At 35.5% G+C, this 24,930-nt stretch carries 17 protein-coding genes; 15 read left to right on the top strand and 2 right to left on the bottom strand.

The window, feature by feature from the left end:
• Complete coding sequence (locus tag ACPWTF_RS02125; protein WP_427874201.1) at positions 1-831, top strand: amidohydrolase family protein; 831 nt, start codon at positions 1-3, stop codon at positions 829-831.
• Between the two features lie 372 nt (positions 832-1,203).
• On the opposite strand, the gene ACPWTF_RS02120 is transcribed toward ACPWTF_RS02125, so the two are convergent.
• On the bottom strand, positions 1,204-2,880 hold the full coding sequence (locus ACPWTF_RS02120; protein WP_427874200.1) for a glycoside hydrolase family 28 protein: 1,677 nt from the start codon (positions 2,878-2,880) through the stop codon (positions 1,204-1,206).
• A gap of 432 nt (positions 2,881-3,312) precedes the next feature.
• Between ACPWTF_RS02120 and ACPWTF_RS02115 the strand changes: the two genes are divergently transcribed.
• The 6 genes from ACPWTF_RS02115 to ACPWTF_RS02090 all read left to right on the top strand — a co-directional run bounded on the left by ACPWTF_RS02115 (position 3,313) and on the right by ACPWTF_RS02090 (position 9,656).
• Positions 3,313-5,106: a right-handed parallel beta-helix repeat-containing protein gene (locus ACPWTF_RS02115; RefSeq protein ID WP_427874199.1), complete on the top strand. Its 1,794-nt coding sequence runs from the start codon at positions 3,313-3,315 to the stop codon at positions 5,104-5,106.
• Positions 5,045-5,821 (top strand): L-rhamnose mutarotase, encoded by a 777-nt coding sequence (locus ACPWTF_RS02110; protein WP_427874198.1) that lies wholly within the window; start codon positions 5,045-5,047, stop codon positions 5,819-5,821. Before ACPWTF_RS02115 ends, ACPWTF_RS02110 begins: the two co-directional genes overlap by 62 nt.
• A gap of 151 nt (positions 5,822-5,972) precedes the next feature.
• Positions 5,973-7,037 carry a Gfo/Idh/MocA family protein gene (locus tag ACPWTF_RS02105; RefSeq protein WP_427874197.1) on the top strand — a complete coding sequence of 355 codons (1,065 nt, stop codon included), beginning with the start codon at positions 5,973-5,975 and terminating at the stop codon, positions 7,035-7,037.
• Positions 7,034-7,222 (top strand): hypothetical protein, encoded by a 189-nt coding sequence (locus tag ACPWTF_RS02100; protein WP_427874196.1) that lies wholly within the window; start codon positions 7,034-7,036, stop codon positions 7,220-7,222. Before ACPWTF_RS02105 ends, ACPWTF_RS02100 begins: the two co-directional genes overlap by 4 nt.
• The gene (locus tag ACPWTF_RS02095) at positions 7,200-8,615 is read left to right on the top strand and encodes a sodium:solute symporter family transporter (protein ID WP_427875725.1); all 1,416 of its coding nucleotides are present in this window, start codon (positions 7,200-7,202) and stop codon (positions 8,613-8,615) included. The genes ACPWTF_RS02100 and ACPWTF_RS02095 overlap by 23 nt, the downstream gene beginning before the upstream one ends.
• 117 nt (positions 8,616-8,732) lie before the next feature.
• The gene (locus tag ACPWTF_RS02090) at positions 8,733-9,656 is read left to right on the top strand and encodes a hypothetical protein (protein ID WP_427874195.1); all 924 of its coding nucleotides are present in this window, start codon (positions 8,733-8,735) and stop codon (positions 9,654-9,656) included.
• 56 nt (positions 9,657-9,712) lie between these two features.
• Here ACPWTF_RS02090 and ACPWTF_RS02085 read toward each other — a convergent pair whose 3' ends face one another.
• On the bottom strand, positions 9,713-10,921 hold the full coding sequence (locus ACPWTF_RS02085; RefSeq protein ID WP_427874194.1) for an MFS transporter: 1,209 nt from the start codon (positions 10,919-10,921) through the stop codon (positions 9,713-9,715).
• 101 nt (positions 10,922-11,022) lie between these two features.
• Here ACPWTF_RS02085 and ACPWTF_RS02080 point away from each other — a divergent pair, with 101 nt between their 5' ends.
• From ACPWTF_RS02080 to ACPWTF_RS02045, 8 genes are all read left to right on the top strand, one after another.
• The gene (locus ACPWTF_RS02080; RefSeq protein WP_427874193.1) at positions 11,023-11,841 is read left to right on the top strand and encodes an AraC family transcriptional regulator; all 819 of its coding nucleotides are present in this window, start codon (positions 11,023-11,025) and stop codon (positions 11,839-11,841) included.
• A gap of 358 nt (positions 11,842-12,199) precedes the next feature.
• On the top strand, positions 12,200-12,568 hold the full coding sequence (locus ACPWTF_RS02075) for a hypothetical protein (RefSeq protein ID WP_427874192.1): 369 nt from the start codon (positions 12,200-12,202) through the stop codon (positions 12,566-12,568).
• On the top strand, positions 12,510-14,387 hold the full coding sequence (locus tag ACPWTF_RS02070) for an alpha-L-rhamnosidase C-terminal domain-containing protein (protein WP_427875724.1): 1,878 nt from the start codon (positions 12,510-12,512) through the stop codon (positions 14,385-14,387). The genes ACPWTF_RS02075 and ACPWTF_RS02070 overlap by 59 nt, the downstream gene beginning before the upstream one ends.
• A 357-nt stretch (positions 14,388-14,744) precedes the next feature.
• The gene (locus ACPWTF_RS02065) at positions 14,745-16,058 is read left to right on the top strand and encodes a hypothetical protein (protein WP_427874191.1); all 1,314 of its coding nucleotides are present in this window, start codon (positions 14,745-14,747) and stop codon (positions 16,056-16,058) included.
• Positions 16,018-16,422 carry a hypothetical protein gene (locus ACPWTF_RS02060; protein WP_427874190.1) on the top strand — a complete coding sequence of 135 codons (405 nt, stop codon included), beginning with the start codon at positions 16,018-16,020 and terminating at the stop codon, positions 16,420-16,422. The genes ACPWTF_RS02065 and ACPWTF_RS02060 overlap by 41 nt, the downstream gene beginning before the upstream one ends.
• A gap of 164 nt (positions 16,423-16,586) precedes the next feature.
• Positions 16,587-17,714, top strand: coding sequence for a glycosylase (locus ACPWTF_RS02055; RefSeq protein WP_427874189.1), 1,128 nt, complete (start codon positions 16,587-16,589; stop codon positions 17,712-17,714).
• 97 nt (positions 17,715-17,811) lie between these two features.
• Positions 17,812-21,123, top strand: coding sequence for a glycoside hydrolase family 2 TIM barrel-domain containing protein (locus ACPWTF_RS02050; protein WP_427874188.1), 3,312 nt, complete (start codon positions 17,812-17,814; stop codon positions 21,121-21,123).
• 170 nt (positions 21,124-21,293) lie between these two features.
• Positions 21,294-24,680 (top strand): glycosyl hydrolase, encoded by a 3,387-nt coding sequence (locus ACPWTF_RS02045; protein ID WP_427874187.1) that lies wholly within the window; start codon positions 21,294-21,296, stop codon positions 24,678-24,680.
• The last annotated feature ends 250 nt before the right edge of the window (positions 24,681-24,930 follow it).

The raw sequence follows: 24,930 nt of genomic DNA, 5'->3' as shown, positions 1-24,930 counted from the left end.
ATGAGTAAAAGAATAGATTCCCATCAGCATTTTTGGGTGTTTGATCCTGTTCGAGACAGCTGGATCGACGAAACCATGCAGAATATCCAAAGAGATTTTCTTCCTGGAGATTTAGAACCTTTATTAAAAGAAAACCAGTTTGAAGGTTGTGTTGCTGTTCAAGCAAGCCAATCGGAAGAAGAAACTCATTTTTTATTGGATTTGGCTTCTAAAAATGATTTTATAAAAGGTGTTGTCGGCTGGATCGATTTGCGAAATGAAAACATTGAAGAACGTTTGCAATTTTTTTCAGATCAAAAAAAGCTGAAAGGTTTTAGACATGTTGTGCAAGGCGAAGCAGATGATTTTATGTATGGAACAGAATTCAGAAATGGAATTCAAGCTTTAAAGCCATTTAATTATACTTATGATATTCTGATTTTCGAACGTCAATTACCAGCAGCAATAAGTTTAGTAAAAGATTTTCCAAATCAAAAGTTTGTAATCGATCATATTGCCAAACCAGATATTAAATCAGAAACTATTTATACTTGGAAAAGTGGCATTGAAGAAATTGCAAAACATGATAATGTTTGGTGTAAAATCTCGGGAATGGTCACAGAAGCCGATTGGAAAAATTGGAAGCCAGAAGATTTAAAACCATATTTAGATGTAATTTTTGAAAACTTTTCAGTTGATAAATTAATGTACGGCTCAGACTGGCCAGTTCTTAATGTGGCTTCTGATTATTATGAAGTCGTAAAAACTTTAGAAGATTATATTTCGAAGTATTCTGTTGAAGATCAGAATAAGATTTGGTTTGAGAATGCGAATGAGTTTTATAAGTTATGAGTTATGAGTTATGAGTTGGTTGTAAGTTATGATTTATAGATTATGAGTTAGCTCGTAAAGTTAAAGAGCCTGAAAGGCTCCTATCATGAACACAGGGCAGCGCCCAGTGATAAAGAAGAAGGCGGCACATAATAAAGCCCTGAAAGGGCGTAAGCATTAATTATCACGTAGTTGCTTACGCCCTTTCAGGGCTTTATTGTGCTTGTCTATGAAAATCATAGAGCGTTGCTCTATGTTTGTGCTTTGAGGCCTTTGGCCTATTTTAATAAGGCTCGAAATATAGCCCGTGGTTTCAACCACTAGAATTCAATATTGTCACGTCTCTCTTTGCGTACCCGTGGTTGAAACTACGGACTATGTTGAAATTGATTCTTAAAATTTGACCGCTTTTTTAGGAACGTTTTTATCAATAGTAGTCGTCTTAGAAAAATTAGCTGAAGAACCACTTAAATCAATATTCTTACTCGCTTCACCATTAATCGTAATCGCGTTTGAAGAAGAAGGATTAAACTCGATATTTTTCAGCGAAAGGTTTTTAGTATTATAAATTTCGAAGGCATTTTTAGCTTCAATATCTAATTGAGCGTTGCTGATTTTAATTCTGTTAGCATCAATTATAGAAAATCCTTTTTGCGCTTTTGCAATTAAGTTTGTGATTTCAATATTCTCTAAATTCATTTCAGGAAGTCCTTGTAAAAATACCGCTTGCTGAGCGCCTTTGATTGTAATATTTTTGATTACGATATTTTTAAACTGAGGCGTTTCTTCGTTTATTGGAATTGCTTTTGTGCTTACTGTATTTCCGCCTTCAGCTAAAGTTTCAGCGATCGATTTTCCTCCGTAATACAAATCAAAAGAAATTGCCTGAGAAGGAATATCAGTCATAAAAACGTCTGAGATATAAATATTTTCTACAACACCGCCACGCCCGCGAGTACTTTTGAAACGAAGTCCAACATCAGTCCCCATAAAAGTGCAGTTAGAAACGTGCAGGTTTTTTACTCCTCCAGACATTTCACTTCCAACCGTAACACCGCCGTGTCCATGATATACGATATTATTTTTTACAATAATATTTTCGCAAGGAACACCTCTGTCACGTCCGTCCTTATCTTTTCCAGATTTGATACAGATGGCATCATCTCCCACATCAAAACTTGAATTTTCGATTACTACATTTTTACAAGATTCAACGTCAAGTCCGTCACCATTTTGAGAAAACCACGGATTGCGAACGGTAATATTTCGAACAATTAAATCTTCAATTAATAGCGGGTGAATATTCCACGCAGGAGAATTTTGGAAAACTGGTCCGTCAAACATTACTCTTTTACTATTTTGAATGCTGACCAAAACTGGACGAAGGAAATCATGAATGGCTTCAAAATCTTCTTTTGTTTTCAAATCTAGACGAATGTTCTGATCAGCACCTTTCGCACCTTTTAAATATTGTTCAGAAGGATACCAACTGTCTTTCTTTTCGTTTAAAACGCCACCAGAAGCTACAAATTTCTTCCATTGTTCGTCTGTTAATTTACTCTTTTTAACTTGTCTCCAAGCTTCACCAGAACCATCCCAAACACCATTTCCAGTAAATGCGATATTCTCTAAGTTTTTTCCATAAATAGGAGAAATACAACGCCAAGTATTTAAACCTTCAAAACTGGTTTCTATAATTGGATATAAAGTTTTGTCTGTAGAGAATTTAATTAAAGCGCCAGTTTGAGCGTGAAGTTCAATATTGCTTTTCAGAATGATAGGCCAGGTCAGCCAGATTCCAGGCGGAATAATTAATTTTCCACCGCCTTTTTTAGAAAGCGCATCAATAGCATCAGCAAAAGCTTTTGTATTTAAAACATAACCGCCATTTACTGCTCCAAAGTCTTTTAAATTTACACTGTAATTCGGAATTACAGGTTCTTGGACTTCAGCCATTTTAAACTCAATATTTTTATAAGTATCAGCAGATTTTTGTGCAGAAACTGTATTGAAACTCAAAGCAAAAGAGGTGAGAGCTACACATAAAAGGGTTTTTCGGTTAGTTTTCATTCGTATTGTATTATAGTTAAAAGTTTTTTTCGGGAAACCAATCCATTATCAAATCAATTTTTTACTCGTTGAATTATTATTCAATAAATAAAATTTTGCATTTTTAATTTGAAATATTTAATGTAATCGATTACACAAATCTATTAAAAAAATAATACGAAATGACAGTTTTATAGACTTTATCACAGATTTTTTGTGAATTTAACTTTTTTTGTTTGCTAAATCAGAAAATAACAGAAAGCCAATTTTTGAAGCATTCGGTCTTAAAGGCAATATTGCAGGAGGGTACAGGATACATGTAATTTTATATTCTTCTAAATTGTCCCTGTTATTTGGTAAAAGTGTTAAAAATACAATTATTTGTAAAAATTATAGCGCTTTAAATAAATGCCTCGTAATTTTAGCTTAAGAAAAAAATCAATACTATAAATAATGCGTTTAATTACTTTCAACAAATTACTAGTCGTTTTTTTGATGATATTCTCGCTTTCGGCAAGTGGAGCTGAAATCTGGGTTTCACCATCGGGAAAAGATTCGAACCTCGGAACAAAATCAAATCCGCTGGCAACGGTTCATATGGCAATACGAAAAGCCAGAGAACTTCGTCGTTTAAAAGATCCATCGATAAAAGACGGAATCCGAATCGTAGTAATGAATGGAACGTATTATTTAAACGAACCATTATTTGTAAGGCCTGAAGATTCTGGAACTGCAGAAAGTCCGACAACAATTGAAGCCGATGTAAATGCAAGACCCATTATAAGCGGTGGAATCGAAATTAAAAACTGGACAAAATCGACAACGGTTATCAACGGACTGAAAAAAGGTGCGGTTTGGGTGGCCGATGCTCCTAAAAAAGCAGGAAGTCTGATTGATTACAGGCAATTATGGGTAAATGGCAAAAAAGCCGTAAGAGCCAAAAATACTGCCGGAACTACAATGGAACGTATTTTATCTTGGAATCACGAAGAACAAACTTGTTGGATTCCGTTTAAAGATAAATCAGTGAAGTACGAACCAGGAATGGAAATGTTTATTGTACAATGGTGGTCAAACGCTAATCTCCGAATCAAAAATATCGAAGTTCAAAAAGACAGTGCCAAACTTTCGTTTGAAGAACCAGAAAGCCGTATTCAAAGCGAGCATCCGTGGCCTGCACCGTGGATTTCTAAAAACAATGGGAATTCAGCTTATTTCTTAAACAATGCTTTTTCGCTTTTAAACGAGCCTGGAGAATGGTATTTGGACAAGAAAAATGCTAAAATCTATTATATTCCGCGAGCTGGAGAAGAAATTAATTCGGCAATTGTAACTGCGCCTGTTTTAGAAAATCTAGTTGAAGTAAAAGGAACAATTGACTCTCCTGTAAGTCATTTTAGATTTAAAGGAATTTCGTTTCAGTATAGCAATTGGCTTCGTCCTTCACAGCAAGGTCATGTGCCGTTGCAGTCAGGTATGTATTTATTGGATGCTTATAAATTGAAACAGCCGGGAACGCCAAATCAGGCAAGTTTAGAAAATCAAGCTTGGGTGGGAAGACCTCGTGCAGCAGTTGAAGTAAATTATGCTAATAATATTCAGTTTGAATCGTGCCGTTTTGAGCATTTGTCTTCGACTGGTTTAGATTTAAATAAAGGAACAAATCACAATACTGTAAAAGGAAATTTATTTAAAGATATTGGCGGAAGTGCCATCAATGTTGGAGTTTTCTCCGAAGAAGCTTTTGAAGCACATTTGCCTTTAATCATAAAAGATGAAAGAGAAATGTGTTCGGATGAAGTGATTTCTGACAATTTAATCACCAACGTAACCAATGAAGATTGGGGAACTCTGGGAATCAGCGCAGGTTTTGTTCGAAATATTACCATTGAACATAACGAAATTTCAGATGTATCCTACTCTGGAATGGCAATGGGCTGGGGTTGGACGCACACGCCTAATGTGATGCAAAACAATAAAATTCTAGGAAATAAAATTCATCATTATGCGAAACATTTGCATGATGTAGCAGGAATTTACACGCTTTCGGCTCAGCCAGGAAGCCGAATCGAAGAAAATTATATTGATAAGGTTTATAACAGTCCGTATGCGCATGATCCGTTTTTATGGTTGTATTTGTATACAGATGAAGGAAGTGAAGGTTTTACAATTAAAAACAACTGGATTGCTGAAAAGAAAATCCTTAAAAATCATAACGGTTCAAAAAGGAAATATTTGGGAGCATAACGATCCGTATGTAAGCACTAAAATAAAAGATGCTGCGGGAATCAGAGCACCTTATAAAGATTTAGAAAAAGAAGTCGTAATCGATGAAAAATGGGGACTGCAGGAAATGCCAAAACCGTATGCGATTGAATTGATAGGTTCTGATTTTGATATAGAAAAAATCAAATCGACTTTGGTTGGTTTTAGAATTGTGGGTCAGGAATTGTACCAATGGAAAAATCATTTGGTGATTTACGGAAAAATGAATCAGCCAGAAAGAACGAAACGAAAACTGGCGGGTGCTTTTCCTTCTTTAGAAATTAAAATCTATGAAGATTTAGTTTACGATTTTCAAAATTTCGAAAGATGTAAAGACTCCAAACCAGCATCAGATTGGGAAAATATTGTTTTAACAGCAAATCTTTCTGCTGATGAAAAGTTGCAAAAAGAATATGTAGAGTATCATAAAACGCAATTCGAAAAATGGCCAGAAGTTGCCAGAGGTTTCTGTAATGCCGATTTTCAGCAATTGCAGGTTTTCAAAAAAGACAGACAATTAATTTTAGTAATCAGTATTCCGAAAGGAGAAAATCTGGATAAACTAAATCCCAAGACAACACAAAATAATCCTCGTGTAGACGAATGGAACGCCTTAATGAAAAAATACCAATCGGGAATTGAAGGCACAAAACCAGATGAAACCTGGATTTTCTTAAACAAAGTAGAAACTAAATAAAAAGAGATAGCCACGAATTCACGAATTATTTTTTTGAAAATCTTTGCGATTATTTTTTCGAATAATTCGAATCAATATTACATCCAGATTGTAAAAAAATAATTCGTGAATTCGTGGCTAAAAAAAAACTAATAATCTAAACTGACCACCAATGTTAAAAATAGCCATTCTAGGACTTGGAGAAGGACGAAGCACAATGTCGGCTGCTATAGAAAGTTCAAAACTAGAACTCGTTAAAATATGCGACCGAAACGAAGAATTGTGTAAACAGCGAGCAAAAGAATTCGATTTTCATTCGTACACAACTAATTACGACGATTTGTTGAATGATGCATCAATTGATATCATTGCGATTTATACGCCAGATCATTTGCACGCACAACATGTGAAACAAGCTTTATTAAGTGGAAAACATGTCGTTTGCACCAAACCGTTTATCGATGATCTTTCGGATGCAAAAGAATTGCTAGAATTAAGCAAATCAACTGGCAAGAAAGTTTTCATTGGGCAAAGCTCTCGTTTCTTCGAACCAGCCAAAAGACAAAGAGCCGATTATGAAGCAGGTTTAATTGGAGATTTAATTACAATTGAAGCCCAATATCACGCCGATCACAGATGGTTTTTAAAGAAAGAATGGTCGCTTTTGCAATCGTTTAAATGGCTGTATGGAGGTTTGAGTCATCCTGTAGATTTCATTAGATGGTATTTGCCGAATATTCAGGAAGTAATGGGCTACGGGATGATTAGCAGTAACGGACAAAATGCAGGATTGAAGAATGAAGATACGATGCATTTTATCTTTAAAGCAACTGATGGTAGAATTGCCCGTGTAAGCGGTGTTTATACTTCGCCGACTCAGCCTGCACAACGCGACAGCGGAATGAGTACAATTCTGCGTGCTACAGAAGGAGCAAGCCAAGCCGATTATCATGAATTGCGTTATGCCGTTACAGACAAAACTGGCGAAGAAAAAGTGATTACTTGGGGCGACAGCACGATAAAATATTATTTCCGTTTTGAAGGACAAAGTCATCACGGCGGAGAATATCAGAATTACTTAGAATATTTTGTAGACAGCATCGAGCAAGGTTTTGAGGCTTATCCAAACATGGAAGAAGGAATTGGAACAGTGGCTTTGTTACAAGCAATGGATAAATCTTTGCAAACTGGAATGCCGGTTAAAATTGCCGATATTCTTAACGAATACGGACTATGAACAGTATCTACGATAAATTAACCACGCTCGATTTTGTAATTGTTGCGGGTTATTTAGTGGCTTTATTAGTCATTGGGTATGTGGTAAGTATGAAACAAAGAAAGAAAAATGAAACGCTTTTTCTGGCAGGAAACTCCTTAAACTGGTACAGCATCGGGTTTAATATGTGGGGAACTAACGTCTGAACCTTCGTCATTACTGGCTTTTGCGAGTATTGGTTACGCTACGGGAATTGTAGCGGGAAATTTCGAATGGTACGCTTTTGTGTTTTTACTGCTTTTGGCAATGGTTTTTGCACCAAGATATATTGCGAGTAAAGTAAGCACTATGCCCGAATATATGGGAAAACGCTATGGCGACAGTACGCAGAATATTTTGGCTTGGTACGCTTTAGTAAAAATATTAGTAAGCTGGCTTTCTTTGGGATTATTCAGCGGAGGCGTTTTAGTGCGTCAGATTTTGGGAATTCCAATGTGGCAGAGTGTTACGGTTCTAGTGATTTTCTCTGGAATATTTACGTTTGCCGGAGGATTAAAAGCAATTGCAAAAGTGAATGTTTTTCAGATGATTCTGCTGATTGTAGTTTCATTGACTTTGTCTTATTTAGGTTTACAAAAACTAGGAGGAATCGATGTTTTAATTGCCAAAACACCTTCAAACTTCTGGAACTTAGTTCGCCCTTCAGATGATGCGCATTATCCGTGGCCTGCTATTTTGTTAGGATATCCTGTAGCAGCTGTTGCTTTTTTCTGTACTGATCAATCGATGGTTCAGAGTGTCTTAGGAGCGAAAAATCTGGAGCAAGGACAATTAGGAGTTAACTTTATTGGATGGCTAAAAGTAATGGCGTTGCCGCTGTTTATTCTTCCCGGAATTTTGTGTTATGCGTTATATCCAGAATTAGGAAGCAATTCTGATTTGGCTTATATGACAATGGTTACGAATCTTTTCCCAAGCGGAATGAACGGTTTGGTAATCTGCGTGATGATTGCAGTTTTGGTGGGAACAATTGGTTCTTCGCTAAATGCTTTAAGCACCGTTTTTACGAATGATATTTATGTAAAGAAAATTAACCCAACAGCGACGATTCAAGATCAAATTAAAATTGGCCGTTTAACAATTGCTGCCGGATGTGTTTTTGCGATTCTGATTGCCGTTGCAATTGATAATATCAAAGGACAGAATTTATTCAACATTTTTCAGGCCGTTTTAGGTTTCTTGGCGCCTCCGTTATCAGTTGTTTTCCTTTTGAGTGTTTTCTGGAAACGAACAACCAAAAAAGCTGTAAATGCAACACTTTCTTGGGGTTCTGCTTTTAGTTTGTTTGTTGGGGTTTTATATTTATGGATTTTCCCGGCTGATAAATATCAAGCCTGGCCTCACTTTTTATTGATTTCGTTTTACATTTTTGCGGTACTTTTAATTACAGCTGTTATTATTTCGTTGACCGATAAAAATCCTGAAGTGAATGTTTCAGATGAAACGGATATTCCTAAAACTAGTAAAAAGGTAAAGCTTTTATTTGGTTTGTTGGGATTGACGATTTTGGCTTTGTATTTGTTTTTTAATGGGAATTGATAAATTCAAAGAATTAAAAATAAATAGTAAAAAGATTACTTTAATTAAAATATTTTGTAGTTTTTGTATTACATTTGTATCGCTTTTTAAACAATGTTTAATGATAAAAATGTAATTATGTCAAAGAGTATAGTAGCGGTTTTAATTTTATCTCTTATTTCTATTCATAAAATTTCTTCACAGAATCAGAAGATTTTTATTACTAGTGTAAAAAAAGGAGACAATAGTGTAGAGTACAATTATACTAAATCAGTATTAGGAAATTATTTTGTAGAGTTTGATTTAGAAAGTGCTACAAATGTTCAAGATCTTTCTGCGTTTAGAAAAACTTACAATTTAAATTTAACGCAAGATTCGGGAACGCTTTTTAAATTAGATCCTATTGATAAAGAAAAACCAATCTATTGTTCCTATACATATAGTTATAAAAAAGGTTCTATAAATCCGCAATTAGATAATTCTATTGTGTACTTTCTTCCATTTAAAGAGAATAAAGTAGTAGCAATATATGAGTCTTTTAGGTTTAATGTAAAACCTGAAATGTGGAAGAACTATGCCGTATATTCTAAAACGAAAGATACTATATGTGCGATGAGAAAAGGTGTAGTAACCGAGATAAGAAAATTTTCAGTTGCAGATAAAGGAAATACCATCTTTAGAACAGAAATTATAGTAGACCATGCAGACGGTTCAAATGCATCTTATATTGGTGTTGATGAAAAATCACTTTCTGTAAAACTTAACGATCAAATCTACCCAGGTTCTGTACTTGGTGTAATGGATAATGTGGTTGATAATGATAACAATCATATTTTTAAATTCAACGTCTATTATTTCTCTGATGAAGAAGTAGAAGGAATAGATGGCAAAAAGGTTAAAATACTTGAAAGATCTGTGATGCCAGTTTTTTATACTGCAGAAGGATATCAAAATTTACGTAGCGATAAGAAGTATACTGTAAAATATAATGATGAAGTTTTTTCTAGAGAAATGACTTCTCAAGAAAAAGAAAAGTACAGTTCAAATAAGAAGTTATTGTAAAACAAAAAAAGCTCTAAAATATTTTAGAGCTTTTTTGTTTTAATATGTAAAATATTTTAGTTTTTAATTTTCTTCTCCAAATTAGGCAAGAACCCAGTAATAACTCCAATCAAAGGCAGAAACGCACAAATCTTAAAGACATATTCAATACTAGTAGCATCGGCAATTTTTCCTAGAATGGCAGAGCCTAAACCTCCCATTCCGAAAGCAAATCCGAAGAAAAGACCCGCTACAAGTCCAACTTTCCCAGGCAATAATTCAGTTGCATAAACTAGAATCGCAGAAAATGCAGAAGAAAGAATTAATCCGATGATTACAGATAAGGTTCCAACCCAGAATAAAGAAACGTAAGGTAACATCAAAGTAAACGGAGCAACACCTAAAATAGAAACCCAGATTACATATTTTCTTCCGTATCGATCTCCAATTGGCCCACCAATTAAGGTTCCTGCAGCAACAGCACCCGAGAACAAGAATAAATACACTTGTGACTGCTGAATCGTAATGTGGAATTTATCTATAAGGAAGAACGTATAATAACTTGTAATACTGCTCATATAGAAATACTTAGAGAAAATCAAAACCAATAAGATAATCAACGAAGCAATTACTCTGTTTTTAGACAAATGATGCGTTTCGATTTGATGAGAAGCTTTATTTGCATTTCTTTCAGATAAATGTGCTGTATACCAAATTGCAATTTTATACAAAGCAAAAACACCAACTAAAGCAATAATACAAAACCAAGCGATATAAGATTGTCCGTGTGGAATAACAATAAAAGCGGCTAATAAAGGTCCGATTGCACTTCCTGCATTTCCTCCTAATTGAAAAATAGACTGCGCCAAACCTCTTTTTCCGCCCGAAGCCAAGTGCGCCACACGTGAAGATTCAGGATGAAAAATCGAAGATCCAATTCCGATTAAACTTACTGATAATAGTAAGTTGACAAAACTCGAAGCGATAGAAACAAAGAAAAGTCCAATCATTGTGAAACACATTCCCACAATCAGTGAATATGGTTTTGAGTTTTTATCGGTATACATTCCCACAAACGGCTGTAAAATAGAGGCAACCATTTGGTACGTCAAAGTAATAATACCAATTTGAGTAAAACTTAAACTGAAATTTTCTTTTAAAAGCGGATAAATTGACGGTACAACAGCCTGTAAAAGATCATTAATTAAATGAGAAAAACTAATGATAAATAAGATCGAATAAGTGGTTTTTTTAACTATGTCAGGATTTGCTTTAATAGTGTCCATGAGATATTTTTTGATTTTTAAATTAGGTTCAAAAACAACAGCTGTATTATTTTTTGCAAAGATTAAAAGAATACTAATGTCAGAATTGCTATATTTGGACAATGAATAACCAGATTCGGACATATCGAATGGCGCAGGAACATGGATACAGACTTGATCCATCGATTCCTGTTATTGGTTATACCGAAATGGTAACCAACGAAATGTGTATTTCCCATTCACATCCAAGAGGTCAGTTGATTTATGCAACTCGTGGCGTGATGAACGTTGTAGTGGGCAATCATATTTGGGTTGTGAATCCGTTGCAGGGCTTGTGGCTTCCAGGCGGAGTAGAACATCAGGTTACTTTTCAGAAAGACGTGAATTACTACAGCGTTTTTATTGATCCGTCTGCAATGGAGGGATTGCCAACAAATAGTTTTTCGTTTGATATTCCGATGTTTTTAAAGCAGTTGGTTTTTAAAATCATTTCTTTTGGAATCGAAGGAAATTTGACTCCACCACAAAAAAGAATCATTGCTGTTTTCTTGGATGAATTGGCTTTAATTGAGCCAAGCGCTACTTTCCTGCCAACAACCAATCACGAAAGACTTCAAAAAGTGGTTGAGATTTTAATGGAAGATATTGCCAGCAAAAACACGATAGAATACTACGCCGAGATTTCTTTTATGAGCACTAGAACGTTATCTCGTTTATTTATTAAAGAATTGGGAATGAATTTCAGCGATTGGCGTACACGTTTAAAATTATTAGAAGCCATAAAGCGTTTGGGCGAAAAGCAATCCATCAAAGAAATAGCCTTCAATTTAGGTTATGAAACTACAAGTGCTTTTATTTATATGTTTAAGAAGCATTTGGGCAAAACGCCTTCTAATTATATTTTAGAAGAGGAAAATGAATCTGATAGAATGATTGCTTAGATTGTTAGACTAAATAAGAACGCGGATAAAACGGATTTACTTCGTAAAGACACGGATTTACACTGATTTTAATTATATCAACGCAACAAGCTTTGTCAAAGTTTAAAACTTTGACAAAGCTATTGAAGATTAGCAAAAGAAAAAATCCGCCTTAATCCGCGTCTTCGCGATAGCGAATCCGTCTCATCATCGTCCCATAAAATTGTAACATCATTTTTTTTAGTACTAAAAAAGTGATAAGCCATAATTTTTCCCTTAAAAAATTATCAAAAAGTAGTGTTTTTTATGAAATAGCAGGATAGTGCAGGTTGTGAAATGTAAAGATAACACTTATCTTTAGTCCCAAAATACACTAACTATGCTAAACCGCTTTTTTATTTTTAAGACTTTACTTCTTTTTGTTGCCCTTTTTTCGTGTTCGTTATCATTTGCCCAGGAAAAGCCAAAAGAAGCGACATGGATCTGGTATCCAGGAGATTTTGAAGTTTGGTTAAGCAATAAAATGCAGGTAAGACGTACAGAACGCGAAGCTGTGTTTCCTCCACTTTGGCAATATTATAGTCCTTATGCTTTGGTCACTTTTCAAACTGAAGTAGATATTCCAAAACCTGACGATGTAAAAATCTTCTCAGAAGTGACCTTTTCAATTACTATTAGATGGCGTTCAAATTTACGGACAGCCAAAATCAATTATAGTTCCTGCCGGAAAACACAAAATTTCTTTTAAAGTGTACAATCAGGAAGTATTGCCTGCTATTTATATTTCTGGTAATTATGTTAAATCTGATGCTTCATGGAAAGTAACCAACGAAGATAAACTTTGGATTGATGAAACTGGAAAAGCGCAGCAATCTGGTACGCCGTGGGTTCCTGTTGGTTCTTGGAATTTTAATTCGCCAGAAAATAAACCTTCTGAGTTTAAACTAACAACGAAACCTTTAAGCGCTAAAAAAACAGAAAAAATAGGATCTGGTCAATTAGTAGATTTTGGCAAAGAAACGTTTGGTTACATTAAAATTCACGGTTTAAAAGGAAAAGGCAAACTAGCATTGTATTATGGCGAATCTCGTGAAGAAGCGCTAGATTCTGCTAAATGCGAAACCTTAGATCATTTATCTTTTGATGGAAAACAGTTTGAAACTTATACACATGATGGCTCGAAAGCATTCCGTTATGTTCAGGTGCAAGCTGATGCAGGAGTAAAATACGATTCTATTTCGATGCTTTATGAATATTTGCCATTAGATTATCGTGGCGCATTCAAATCTTCGGATGAACAATTGAATAAAATTTGGGATGTCTCAGCTTACACGATGCATTTAACTTCTCGTGAGTTTTTTATAGACGGAATTAAACGTGACCGCTGGGTTTGGTCTGGAGACGCTTATCAAAGTTATTTAATGAATTATTATTTGTTCTTTGATTCGGCTTCGGTAGAACGAACGCTTTTAGCCCTTCGCGGAAAAGATCCTGTAACGGCTCACGTAAATATTATAATGGATTATTCGCTATATTGGTTTGTAGGTGTTTACGATTACTACTTACATACTGGTGACACGAAATTCATCAAGACTTTTTATCCAAGAATGAAATCGCTAATGGATTTCTGTTTAGAAAGAAGAAACAAAAACGGATTCCTTGAACCATTAGAAGGCGATTGGGTTTTTATTGACTGGGCAGATGGACTTCCAAAAACAGGAGAAGTTAGTTTTGAACAAATGCTTTTAGCCAGAAGTCTTGAAGCAATGGCCGTTAGTGCAGAAATTGCTGGTAAAACTGAAGATCAAAAACAATATCAAAAATTAGGGAATGATTTAAAAACAAAGCTATTTGATGTGTTTTGGGATAAAAAAGAAAACGTTATGAAACACCAGCGCATCGACGGTAAAATGCAAAATATTGTAACGAGATACGCTAATATGTTTGGTATTTTCTTTAATTATTTTAATGAAGAACAAAAACAAAGTGTAAAAAATAAGGTATTACTAAATAAAGAGGTACTTCAAATCACAACTCCATATATGCGTTTTTATGAATTGGAAGCGTTGTGCGCAATGGGCGAACAAGATTATGTTTTAAAAGAAATGAAGGACTATTGGGGAGGAATGCTAAATGAAGGCGCAACCTCTTTTTGGGAAGAATACAATCCGAACAAAAAGGGAACGGAACATTTAACAATGTACGGTCGTCCTTATGGAAAAAGCCTTTGCCACGCTTGGGGAGCAAGTCCGATTTACTTATTAGGAAAATATTATTTGGGTGTAAAACCAACCGCGCCGGGTTATTCCCAATATGAAATCAAACCAAATTTAGGCGGTTTAAAATGGATGGAAGGAAAAGTGCCAACACCAAACGGAGAAGTTGCGGTATATTGTAATACCAAAGAAATCAAAGTAAAAGCAGGCGAAGGTGAAGGAAAATTGATTTTTGAAAGTTCATCAAAGCCAAAAACAAATTCAGGGACAATTACAGAATTAGCAAAAAATAAATATCAGTTGATTGTAAAACCGAATGTGGAGTATAAAGTGAGTTATAAGGCTTTGTGAGTTATAAGTTATGAGTTATGAGTTATGAGTTATGAGTTATGAGTTATGAGTTATGAGTTATGAGTTATGAGTTATGAGTTATGAGTTATGAGTTATGAGTTATGAGTTATGAGTTATGAGTTATGAGTGATTAGCCGATAGTTTATAACGTTCAGTTTGTCATTCCGAGGAACGAGGAATCACACTCGTAACCACAAAGATTATCACGTCAGTTTTGTCATTTCGACGAAGGAGAAATCTCCACAAGTAGCTCCACACAGAATGTCGCCAATCTTTGTAGAGTTTCTCGCGAAGATTTCTCGTTCCTCGAAATGACAAGATTGAAGAAATTCAGAAGTCAATAAAAAAATAAAACCAATGTTTTCAAAAAATAAAAAATACAATTTTAAATTAAAAGCCATTTTCCTAATGCTGTTAACCGTTTGCATCCAAGCCACAGCACAAACCACCGCATGGAAGCCAGCCTCATTTGAAATTGTAAAATCCAATTACAAAACTTTCAAAACCACTCAATATGCTCATGTATTTTCAGGAAGCAAACACAATATCGTTCGTTTAGCTCCAGAATTGCAAGGATTGACAGGAATTGAACTCCCTTTAGATAAATATAAAAACGGAACTAATGCTCCTTTGCAGTTAAAGTTTAAAGAACAAGTTCAGGTTTTAATTGGAGTTTTTCAGGAAAAGAATGCTGAATATCTTCAAGCTGATAAACTTCAAAATGCCAAATTAATTTTAGAAAACGGAGCTACAATTACAGGTTTACCTCCTGTAAATGTTTATGTGATTTCATTTTCAAAAGGAACTCAAACATTAAATTTTGGAAAAGGATTATTTGCTGTTTTAGGAGTTGTAAAAGCCTCAGAAAAACTTGAACCAAGAAATGCCAATTTTCCGGACGGAAAACTTTGGAACCCAACTTTTATCGTTGAAGGATTTTCAGATGAAAAACCGCTTTTCGAAGTTATCGGCGGAGAAAGTAAACCTGTTATCGATGAAGGAATGTATGGAACAGAAGGTATTCAGGGAGGTTTTGAAGGCGGACGTGTGGTTAAAGTCGGCGATACGTATCATATGTTTCCAACTGAAAGAGCTGGAGAAAAAGGTGTTGATTACTATTATGATCGTGTAAAAACCAAAATAGGACATTGGACAAGTAAAGATGCAATCCATTGGAAAAGACAATCTACCATCTATCAAGCAAGCGGAACTTACGCCGTTACAGAAGATGATAATCCTATGAATGATCGTCGTGCTGCCATTTGGTCTTACATGCCGGTTTTCAATGAAAAAGCAAACAAATGGTACGGTTATTATTTGGCGTATACGGTTAGTAAAGAGATAGAGCCAAATCATTCATTCGGAAGAATTTGGCGTTGTGAATCGACAGTTGAAGGAATCAATGGAATTGGCGAACCGTATAAAGATATGGGAATCATTATGGAACCTGGATTGGATTCTCAGCCTTGGGAAGGACGTCAGGGTGTTGCGTCATTTTTTCCGTATCAAGTAGGCGATAAATACTTCGGATTTTACAGCGGTGCTTACCCGTTTAATTCTTGGGCAGATTATCCGAAGAAATCAGGAAAAGGCTGGTTTGTGGCTTTAGCCGAATCCAAAAGTTTAGAAGGTGCCTTGGTTAAGAATAAACAAAGGTCTGGAACCCATTAAAACCATGCATCCGTTATTCGTAGAAAATCCAATTGTAAGTCAATTACCAAACGGTCTGTACATTGCTATTTTTGACGGAGGTCCAGACGGTTGGGGGCATCATTTACCAAATATGATTGCGTATTCGTTATCAGCTGACGGAATTAATTGGGCAGAAGCGCATTATCTTCCAATAGAAACCAAAGTTGATAAATGGTGGGATATTATGAGAACGCCTTTGTGTTTAATCCCAGAAGGAAATGACGTTTACACAATAGTGTATAATGCAATCGATTTGAAAAGAAGATTTCATCCAACAGGAATGGTAAAAGTAAAACTGAACAAAGATGTGATGGATTCTAAATTAAAAGAGTTGAAGAAATAGAAGAGAGTGGGAAGAAGAAAGATGCAAGAAGCAAGATTTTAGAAAATAGAAAATAGAGTATAGAAAATAGAACTTTGCGACTCTGCGACTTTGCGAGATTAAATCTTTCGAAAACAAAAAAAAACTTAGAGCCTTAGCGCCTTAGTGGCAAAAAAAACATAAAAATGAAAATTAAATATCTAATCCTAACCATTTCAGCACTTGCCCTAACCAGCTGTGCAACTAAATACAAGAAAAGAGAAATTACAGACAGCGTAATGCAGGAGATTTACGAAGAAATCAAAACGCCTTATAAATACGGTTTGGTAATGGTTCCTACCGACAACTCATACAAAATGGATTGTCCGAGTGTATTTAGAAAAGACGGAAAATGGTACATGACGTATTTAATTTATGATGGAAGAGGTTACGAAACTTGGTTGGCAGAAAGCGACAATCTATTAGACTGGAAACATCTAGGAAAGGTAATGTCTTTTTCAGAAAACGAAAAACATTGGGACGTGAACCAAAAAGCAGGATATATTTCGCTGCAAGATCCAACTTGGGGCGGAAGTTACAAATGGGAGAAATACGATGACAAATACTGGATGAGTTATTTTGGCGGAGACAGTAAAGGTTATGAAGCAGGCGTTTTATCAATCGGAATGGCGTATACCAAAGAAGCGCCGACAAAACCGCATGAATTTCAAAGATTAGAAAATCCTGTTTTAACTCCAAAAGACAAAGACGCCAGATGGTGGGACAATAGTACGATGTACAAAAACAGTGTGATTCGTGATAAGGATAAATTGACAGGACATAATTTCATCATGTATTATAACGCCCGTGGCGATAGTATAAATCCGGCTAAAGGTGCAGAACGCATTGCGATGGCGGTTTCAAATGATATGAAAACATGGAAGCGTTATGGCGACAAACCTTTAGTCAATCATCATAAAGGAATCTCAGGAGATGCATATATTCAGCGTATAAACGATACTTGGGTGATGTTCTATTTCGGAGCTTTTTGGACAGGTTGGAATCAAGGCGCTTTTAATCGTTTTGCCGTTTCGAATGATTTAGTAAACTGGACGGACTGGAAAGGCGACGATTTAGTTAAATCTTCTGAACCTTACGATGATATGTTTGCGCATAAATCATTTGTTGTAAAACATAATGGAGTAGTCTATCACTTTTATTGTGCTGTAAATAAAGCAGAACAAAGAGGAATTGCAATTGCAACGTCTAAAGATTTAGGAAAAAGCAAATTGAATTTTGTGGCACCGCCGGAGAAAAAGGTAAAGAAGAATTAAGTATAGAGAATTAAGTATTAAGATTAAATTGTAAGTTTTGAAATTAAGTAAAAAAAATATAATCCATTTTGTTGAACGTTTTTTTAATGAAGGGTTTTTGAAACCATTTTTAAATTCAGATTGTCTGCGTACATCTGTCTTAATACTTAATACTTTTGTCTTAATACTTCCCGTTTTAGGGAATGCCCAATCCGTAACTGGAGAACCAGCGGGAATTCCAGAATTACATAAAAAATATCAGTTTGCACCGTGGGAAGATCCAACAATTACAAGCATCAACAGACAGCCATCGAGAGCGACTGCTTATTCATACGCAAGTGTTGAAGACGCTTTAAAAGGCGACAGAACCAAAAGTAGAATCCAAATGTTAAATGGCGATTGGGATTTTAAATATGCTGTAAATTTAAAAGAAGCTTCAAAAGATTTCTATAAAAATACCGTTTCAGGCTGGGATAAAATCGAAGTCCCTTCAAATTGGGAAATGAAAGGATACGATAATCCGATTTACAAAAGTGCGGTTTATCCTTTTAGACCCATAAATCCACCTTATATTCCTAAAGATTATAATGGAGTTGGTTCTTATCAACGCAGTTTTACTGTTCCTGAAAACTGGAAAGATATGACCGTGACTTTACATTTTGGAGCTGTAAGTTCAGGTTTTGAGGTTTGGCTAAACGGAGAATTTTTAGGCTACGGAGAAGATAGTTTTTTACCATCAGAATTTGATATTACACCTTATTTAAAAGCGGGAGAAAATGTAGTTTCTGTTCGTGTAATTCGTTGGACAGATGGTTCTTATTTAGAAGATCAGGATCACTGGCGTATGAGCGGCATCCAGCGTGAAGTTTTCATTATGGCGGAACCAAAACTGCGCATTCAGGATTTCTTTGTTCAAACCAAATTAGACAAACAATATACAGATGCTATTTTTAAACTGCGACCGAAAGTAGAGAATTTGACAGGAGAAAAAATCAAAGATTATACGATGAATGTTCAATTGTACGATGCCAACAATTCGGCAATGTTCAAAGAACCGCTTCAAAGACCTGTAATTGATTTAATTAACGAAAGTTATCCACGATTGGATAATGTTCGTTTTGGATTCTTCCAAGAAACCATTAAAAATCCAAAAAAATGGAGTTCAGAGGAGCCCAATTTATACACAATGGTCATTTCCATAAAAGATAAAAACGGCAATGTTACCGAAGCCAAAAGCTGTAAAGTTGGTTTCCGTTCAATTGAATTCTCCAAGGAGAACGGAAAAATGCTCATTAACGGAAAAGAAACTTACGTGTATGGCGTAAATCGTCACGATCATCATCCAACAAGAGGAAAAGCGGTTACGAGAGAAGATATCAAACAAGATATTACCACGATTAAAAAGTTCAATTTCAACTTTATACGTACAAGCCATTATCCAAACGATCCTTATTTCTACGAATTATGTGATCAATACGGAATCATGGTTATGGACGAAGCAAATCAGGAAACACACGGAATTGGAGGTAAATTAAGCAACGATCCACTTTGGACAAATGCTTATATGGAACGTATGATCAGAATGGTTGAAAGAGATAAAAACCATCCATCGGTTGTAATGTGGAGTTTGGGTAATGAAGGTGGAAAAGGACCAAATCATTCGGCAATGTCGGGCTGGGTTCACGATTTCGATATTACACGTCCCGTGCATTATGAACCAGCGCAGGGAAATGCCAAATTAGACGGATACATAGATCCGCTTGATCCGGGATACCCAAAAACAATCGATCACGCTTATCGATTCGAAAATCCGCAAGATGATTCGTATGTTGATATGGTCAGTCGTTTTTATCCGGGCGTTTTCACACCGAAATTTTTAGTCGATCAAAAGAAAGACACCAGACCAATTATTTTCGTTGAATATTCTCATGCGATGGGAAATTCAGTTGGAAATTTAAAAGAATTGTGGGATGAATTCCGTTCGCTTCCTAGAGTTATCGGAGGCTGTATTTGGGAATTTAAAGATCAGGGAATCGTAAAATTTGATTCAAGATCTGGTCAGAATTATTTTGCGCACGGAGGAGATTTTGGCGAAAAATACCATGATGGAAACTTCAATACCAAAGGAATTGTAGATTCTAACGGAAAACCAAAAGGTTCGATTTTTGAAAACAAATGGGTATATCAGCCAGCGATTTCGACTTTAAACGGAAGTCAATTAGAAATTAAAAATCGTCAGTCGGTTAAATCATTAGAAGGTTATATTCCGGTTTTAAAAGTGTTGGAAAACGGAAACGTAATCAAAACTCAGATTTTAAAACCATTAAAAGTAGAAGCAGGACAATCAACAACCTTAGATATCAGTTTTTATCTTCCAAAAATGAAAGCTGAAGCCGAATATATTTTAAATATAGAATTCCAGCTTTCGAAAGATGAATTGTGGGCTTCAAAAGGTTACGCTGTCGCGGAAGATCAATTCATATTGAAAAAGAAAGAAGCTGTTTCTCCAGAATCTAAAAAAGAAACACTGAACGTTTCTGAATCAGATTCAGATTTCAAAATCAAAGGAAAAACTTTTGATATTGCGATTGGAAAAGCAAACGGAGCTTTGAGTTCGTATATTTTTAATGGTGAAGAACAAGTTTTTGCACCGTTGCTTCCTAATTTCGTGAGACCATTGACAGACAATGATAAACGCGGATGGAAATCGCAAAAGTTGTTGAAACAATGGTATAAAGCAAAACCAAGATTGGTTAACATTTCAATTGATAAATCGGCTTCTGAAATCAAAATAACAAGCGATTATGAAGTTATAAAAGATAGTGCGAGCGTAAAAGTGGTCTATAATATTTTACCAAACGGATTAATAAAAGTAGATTACAGTTTAAAAGCATCAAATAAATTACCGAACATTCCAAAAATCGGAATGCAGATGGGTGTTCAAAGAAAATTCGACCAGATTTCATGGTATGGAAAAGGAGAGTTAGAAAATTACAGCGACAGAAGTTTTGGTTCGTTTGTTGGGAAATATTCACTTCCAATTAATGATTTTATCGAACATTATCCAAAACCACAAGAAAACGGAAACAGATGCGATGTAAGATGGATGGCATTAAGCACTCCGCAGAAAAACAACGGATTTTTAGTAGTAAACGATACCAAAGTTTTAAGTATGAGCGCATGGCCGTACACACAGGAAAACTTAAGTTCAGCAGGTCACACATACGATTTGAAAGATCCAGGATTTTTAACTGTAAATATTGATTTAATCCAAATGGGAGTAGGAGGAAATGATAGTTGGACGATTGTTGCACAGCCTTTAGAACAATATCAGATTAAATCTGGAAATTACGAGTATAGTTTTTATTTGACGCCTTTCAGCGGTTCAAAAAATCAATTGGAAAATAGTTTGAAGAAATTTAAATATTAGATTTTAAAAATTAACCATATAAGTGATATAAGATAATTCAAGTGTTAGCTTCAATATGAATTCGTATGTTTTATTTTAAAAAATAGTACATATAAGAATAACAAAACAAAAGCTATTTAAGCAAACTTAAATTATCTTATATCACTTATATGGTAAAAAAAATAATAATAATGTTTCAAAAAAAACACCTCTTTTTTATCCTTCTTTTGGCGAGTTTCGTCTCTGCGCAGGAAATCCATAAAAAAGAATCTTTTCAGCCAACATTAGAATCCTCAAGACCTTGGGTGTATTGGTATTGGATGAAATCGGCGTATTCTAAACCCGGAATTACAGCCGATTTAGAAGCTATGAAACAAGCCGGAATTGCAGGAGCTTATTTAATGACTATTAAAGGGCCAGCAAATCCACCATTAATAGATTCGCCAGTTTTACAGTTGACGCCTGAATTTTGGGATATGATTCATTGGGCATTCAAAGAGGCAGATCGTTTAGGGTTAAAACTAGCTTTCCACGGAGCTGACGGATTTGCCGTTGCAGGCGGGCCGTGGATTACACCAGAAATGTCTATGCAGAAAGTAGTCTGGTCAACGACTGAAATTTCAGGTGGAAAAAAAGTGGCACTGAAACTGCCAGTTCCAGAACATTACAAAGACTATTATAAAAACATTGCCACTTTTGCTATTCCAATTAAAGAATACGAAATCACTTCGCAGATGCAACTGCCAAAAGTAACCACATCAAACAATACTGACGCATCGTTTTTGGCTGATCCTAAAAAAGACGAAAACTTCAAGTTTGCCGATGCAGGATGGATTCAGTATGAATTTGCACAGCCTTTTACTTGCAAATCAATTGTAATTGAAACTAAAGGAAGAGATTTTCAGGCGCAACGTCTTATTGTAGAAGTGAGCGATGATGGAGTCAATTTTAGATTCCACGAAAGAATGATCGCACCGCGCCACGGCTGGCAGGATATGGATTTCCCGAATACTCATACGATTACACCAGTAACAGCAAAATATTTTCGATTTGTGTATGATCCAAAAGGAACAGAACCTGGAGCTGAAGATTTGGATTTTGCGAAATGGAAACAGAATCTGAAAGTGAGTAAAATTACACTTTCGAACCAATCAGTGATTAATAATTACGAAGGAAAATCAGGCGCAATTTGGCGTTTGACTCCGCAGACTACCGACAAAGAAATTCCAAACTCTGATACATTCAAAAAATCCGAAATTATCAATATCTCTAATTTTGTTGATGCCGATGGAAACTTAAAGTGGAAAGCGCCAAAAGGGAAATGGAAAATTATCCGAATGGGGCACACTTCTACAGGACATGAAAATGCAACAGGCGGAGCAGGAAAAGGACTGGAAGTAGACAAATTTAATCCAGAATTAATTCGTTTTCAGTTGGATCATTGGTTTGGAGAAGCTGTTCGTTCGGCTGGGCCAGAATTGGCTTCAAAAGTTCTGGAGATTCTTCATTTTGACAGCTGGGAATGTGGAAGCCAAAACTGGTCTTCGGTTTTTCAGGCTGAGTTTAAAAAGAGACGTGGTTATGATATTGTAGAATATCTGCCTGTAATGGCTGGAATTCCGATAGAAAATGCCGATTTTTCAGAGAAAGTTTTATACGATGTTCGAAAAACAATTGCTGATTTAGTAGCTGATAATTTCTACGGAACTGTCGCTCAAATTGCAAAAGAATATAACGTTAAGTTAAGTTCAGAAAACGTTGCGCCAACCATGATGAGTGATGCTTTGCTGCATTATAAATATGTGGATTATCCGGGTGGTGAATTTTGGCTGAAAAGCCCCACACACGACAAACCTTTTGATATGGTCGATGCCATTTCGGGCGGACATATTTACGGAAAAGATATTATTCAGGCTGAGTCTTTTACGGCTTTGCGAATGGATTGGGACGAACACCCAGGAAATTTAAAAACAACAGCAGACCGAAATTACGCTTTAGGAATCAACCGATTATTTTATCACGTTTTTGTGCATAACCCGTGGACGGACAGAAAACCGGGAATGACTTTAGACGATATTGGAACTTTTTTCCAAAGAGACCAAACGTGGTGGAAACCCGGAAAAGCGTGGTTTGATTATTGTCAAAGAGTACAGTTTCAGTTGCAAAAAGGAAAACCTGTAATTGATTTGGCGGTTTTTATTGGCGAAGATTTTCCTTCCCGTTCTTTTGTGCCGGATCGTTTGGTGCCTTTTATTCCGAATGTTTTCGGAAAAGAAAGATTGGAAAGCGAAAAAATCCGTTTAGAAAATGAAGGTCAGCCAACGGCTAAAATGCCAAAAGAAGTGACTTATTCTAAAAATATCACCGATTTATCACAGTGGATTAATCCGTTAAATGGTTATCAATATGATTCTTTCAATGCTGATGTTTTAATCAACAGAGCGAAAGTGGTAAATGGAAAAATTTCGTTTGATGGCGGAATTGAATACGGTGCTTTTTTCTTCCCGGGAAGTCACAAAATGGCACCGAATAAGATTTTATCTTTGGCTTCCGCCGAAAAAATATTGCAATTACTAAACGACGGCGCAACGATTTTTGTGGATGAAAAACCGAACCTTCAGCCAGGAATTAATTCAGAAGTAGATCAAAAGAAATGGCAGAATATAATTGATGAAATTTGGAATAACGCCAATTTATCAACATGGAAAATCGGAAAAGGAACGGTTGTTAAATTGCCTTATTTAGGAAATGATTTTGCTTCCATCGGAATTTCTCAAGATGTTTATTTTCCAAATTTAAACCGAGCTGATTCACAAACATTGGCTTGGACACATCGTAAATCAAAAAGTGAAGATTTATATTTCCTTTCGAATCAAAAGAATGAAAAAAGAGTATTTGATGCTTCTTTTAGAATAGCTGGGAAAGTTCCACAATGGTATAATCCTGTGACAGATCAAACTTCGACTGTAGCCAATTGGAAAATAGAAAACGGAAGAACAATTGTTTCGATAACTTTAGAGGCCAACGAATCTGGTTTTGTGATTTTTAAAGGAGAAACAAAAGAGATTTTGGCTCAAGGAAAATCTTCTGAATTTGAAAAAGTTCAGACTTTAGATGAAAACTGGGAATTACAATTTGATCCAGAATTTAAAGCTCCGAAAGAAGTGGTGAAAACTAACAAACTTTTTGATTGGAGCACTTCAGATAATGATCAGATTAAGTATTATTCAGGAACAGTAGTTTACAAAAAAGAGTTTATTTGGAAAGGAAAAGATACCAATAAAACTTGTTTGGATTTAGGTGAAATTGCAAATATCGCTGAAATCAAAATCAACGGAAAAGATTGTGGAACGCTTTGGACTTTCCCTTTTAAAACTGATATTTCAAAAGCTTTGCAAAAAGGAAAAAATTCAATAGAAATTAGAGTGACAAATACTTGGGCTAATAGACTAATTGGTGATCAAAAATTGCCAAAAGAAGAAAGATTAACTTGGACAACAGCGCCGTTTCGTTTAGAAGGAGAACCTTTGTTGAAAGCGGGATTGTTAGGGCAGGTAATTATTGTAAAAGAAAAATAAAAGTTAGCCACAGATTAAAAGGATTACAAGAATTTTTTTTGACAGAGAAATTATACAATTGTCTCTAGCTAAAGTTTGATCTAATTGAAAAAATATATCGCTCCGCAGGAGCTATTGTATATTGTTATTGTTTTTCTATAAATATTTCGTCCCTCCGGGACTTGCATAAAAGCTCTGGAAGAGCGAAATATTTATAGAAAAGAATGTCTAGAGATTATTTTAGCTCCAGAGGAGCGACATATCTTTAAAG

This window comes from Flavobacterium sp. MMS24-S5, from assembly GCF_050320125.1.
Taxonomy (GTDB): Bacteria; Bacteroidota; Bacteroidia; order Flavobacteriales; family Flavobacteriaceae; genus Flavobacterium; species Flavobacterium tyrosinilyticum.
The sequence above is the reverse complement of the archived record's forward strand: the minus strand, read 5'-3'. Positions and strand labels throughout refer to the sequence as shown.

Coding starts and splice junctions, on each gene's coding strand:
- ACPWTF_RS02100 (WP_427874196.1), top strand. CDS start 7,034: ATGAACAGTATCTACGATAAATTAACCACGCTCGATTTTGTAATTGTT.
- ACPWTF_RS02045 (WP_427874187.1), top strand. CDS start 21,294: ATGTTTCAAAAAAAACACCTCTTTTTTATCCTTCTTTTGGCGAGTTTC.
- ACPWTF_RS02080 (WP_427874193.1), top strand. CDS start 11,023: ATGAATAACCAGATTCGGACATATCGAATGGCGCAGGAACATGGATAC.
- ACPWTF_RS02120 (WP_427874200.1), bottom strand. CDS start 2,880: ATGAAAACTAACCGAAAAACCCTTTTATGTGTAGCTCTCACCTCTTTT.
- ACPWTF_RS02075 (WP_427874192.1), top strand. CDS start 12,200: ATGCTAAACCGCTTTTTTATTTTTAAGACTTTACTTCTTTTTGTTGCC.
- ACPWTF_RS02125 (WP_427874201.1), top strand. CDS start 1: ATGAGTAAAAGAATAGATTCCCATCAGCATTTTTGGGTGTTTGATCCT.
- ACPWTF_RS02065 (WP_427874191.1), top strand. CDS start 14,745: ATGTTTTCAAAAAATAAAAAATACAATTTTAAATTAAAAGCCATTTTC.
- ACPWTF_RS02105 (WP_427874197.1), top strand. CDS start 5,973: ATGTTAAAAATAGCCATTCTAGGACTTGGAGAAGGACGAAGCACAATG.
- ACPWTF_RS02085 (WP_427874194.1), bottom strand. CDS start 10,921: ATGGACACTATTAAAGCAAATCCTGACATAGTTAAAAAAACCACTTAT.
- ACPWTF_RS02115 (WP_427874199.1), top strand. CDS start 3,313: ATGCGTTTAATTACTTTCAACAAATTACTAGTCGTTTTTTTGATGATA.
- ACPWTF_RS02090 (WP_427874195.1), top strand. CDS start 8,733: ATGTCAAAGAGTATAGTAGCGGTTTTAATTTTATCTCTTATTTCTATT.
- ACPWTF_RS02055 (WP_427874189.1), top strand. CDS start 16,587: ATGAAAATTAAATATCTAATCCTAACCATTTCAGCACTTGCCCTAACC.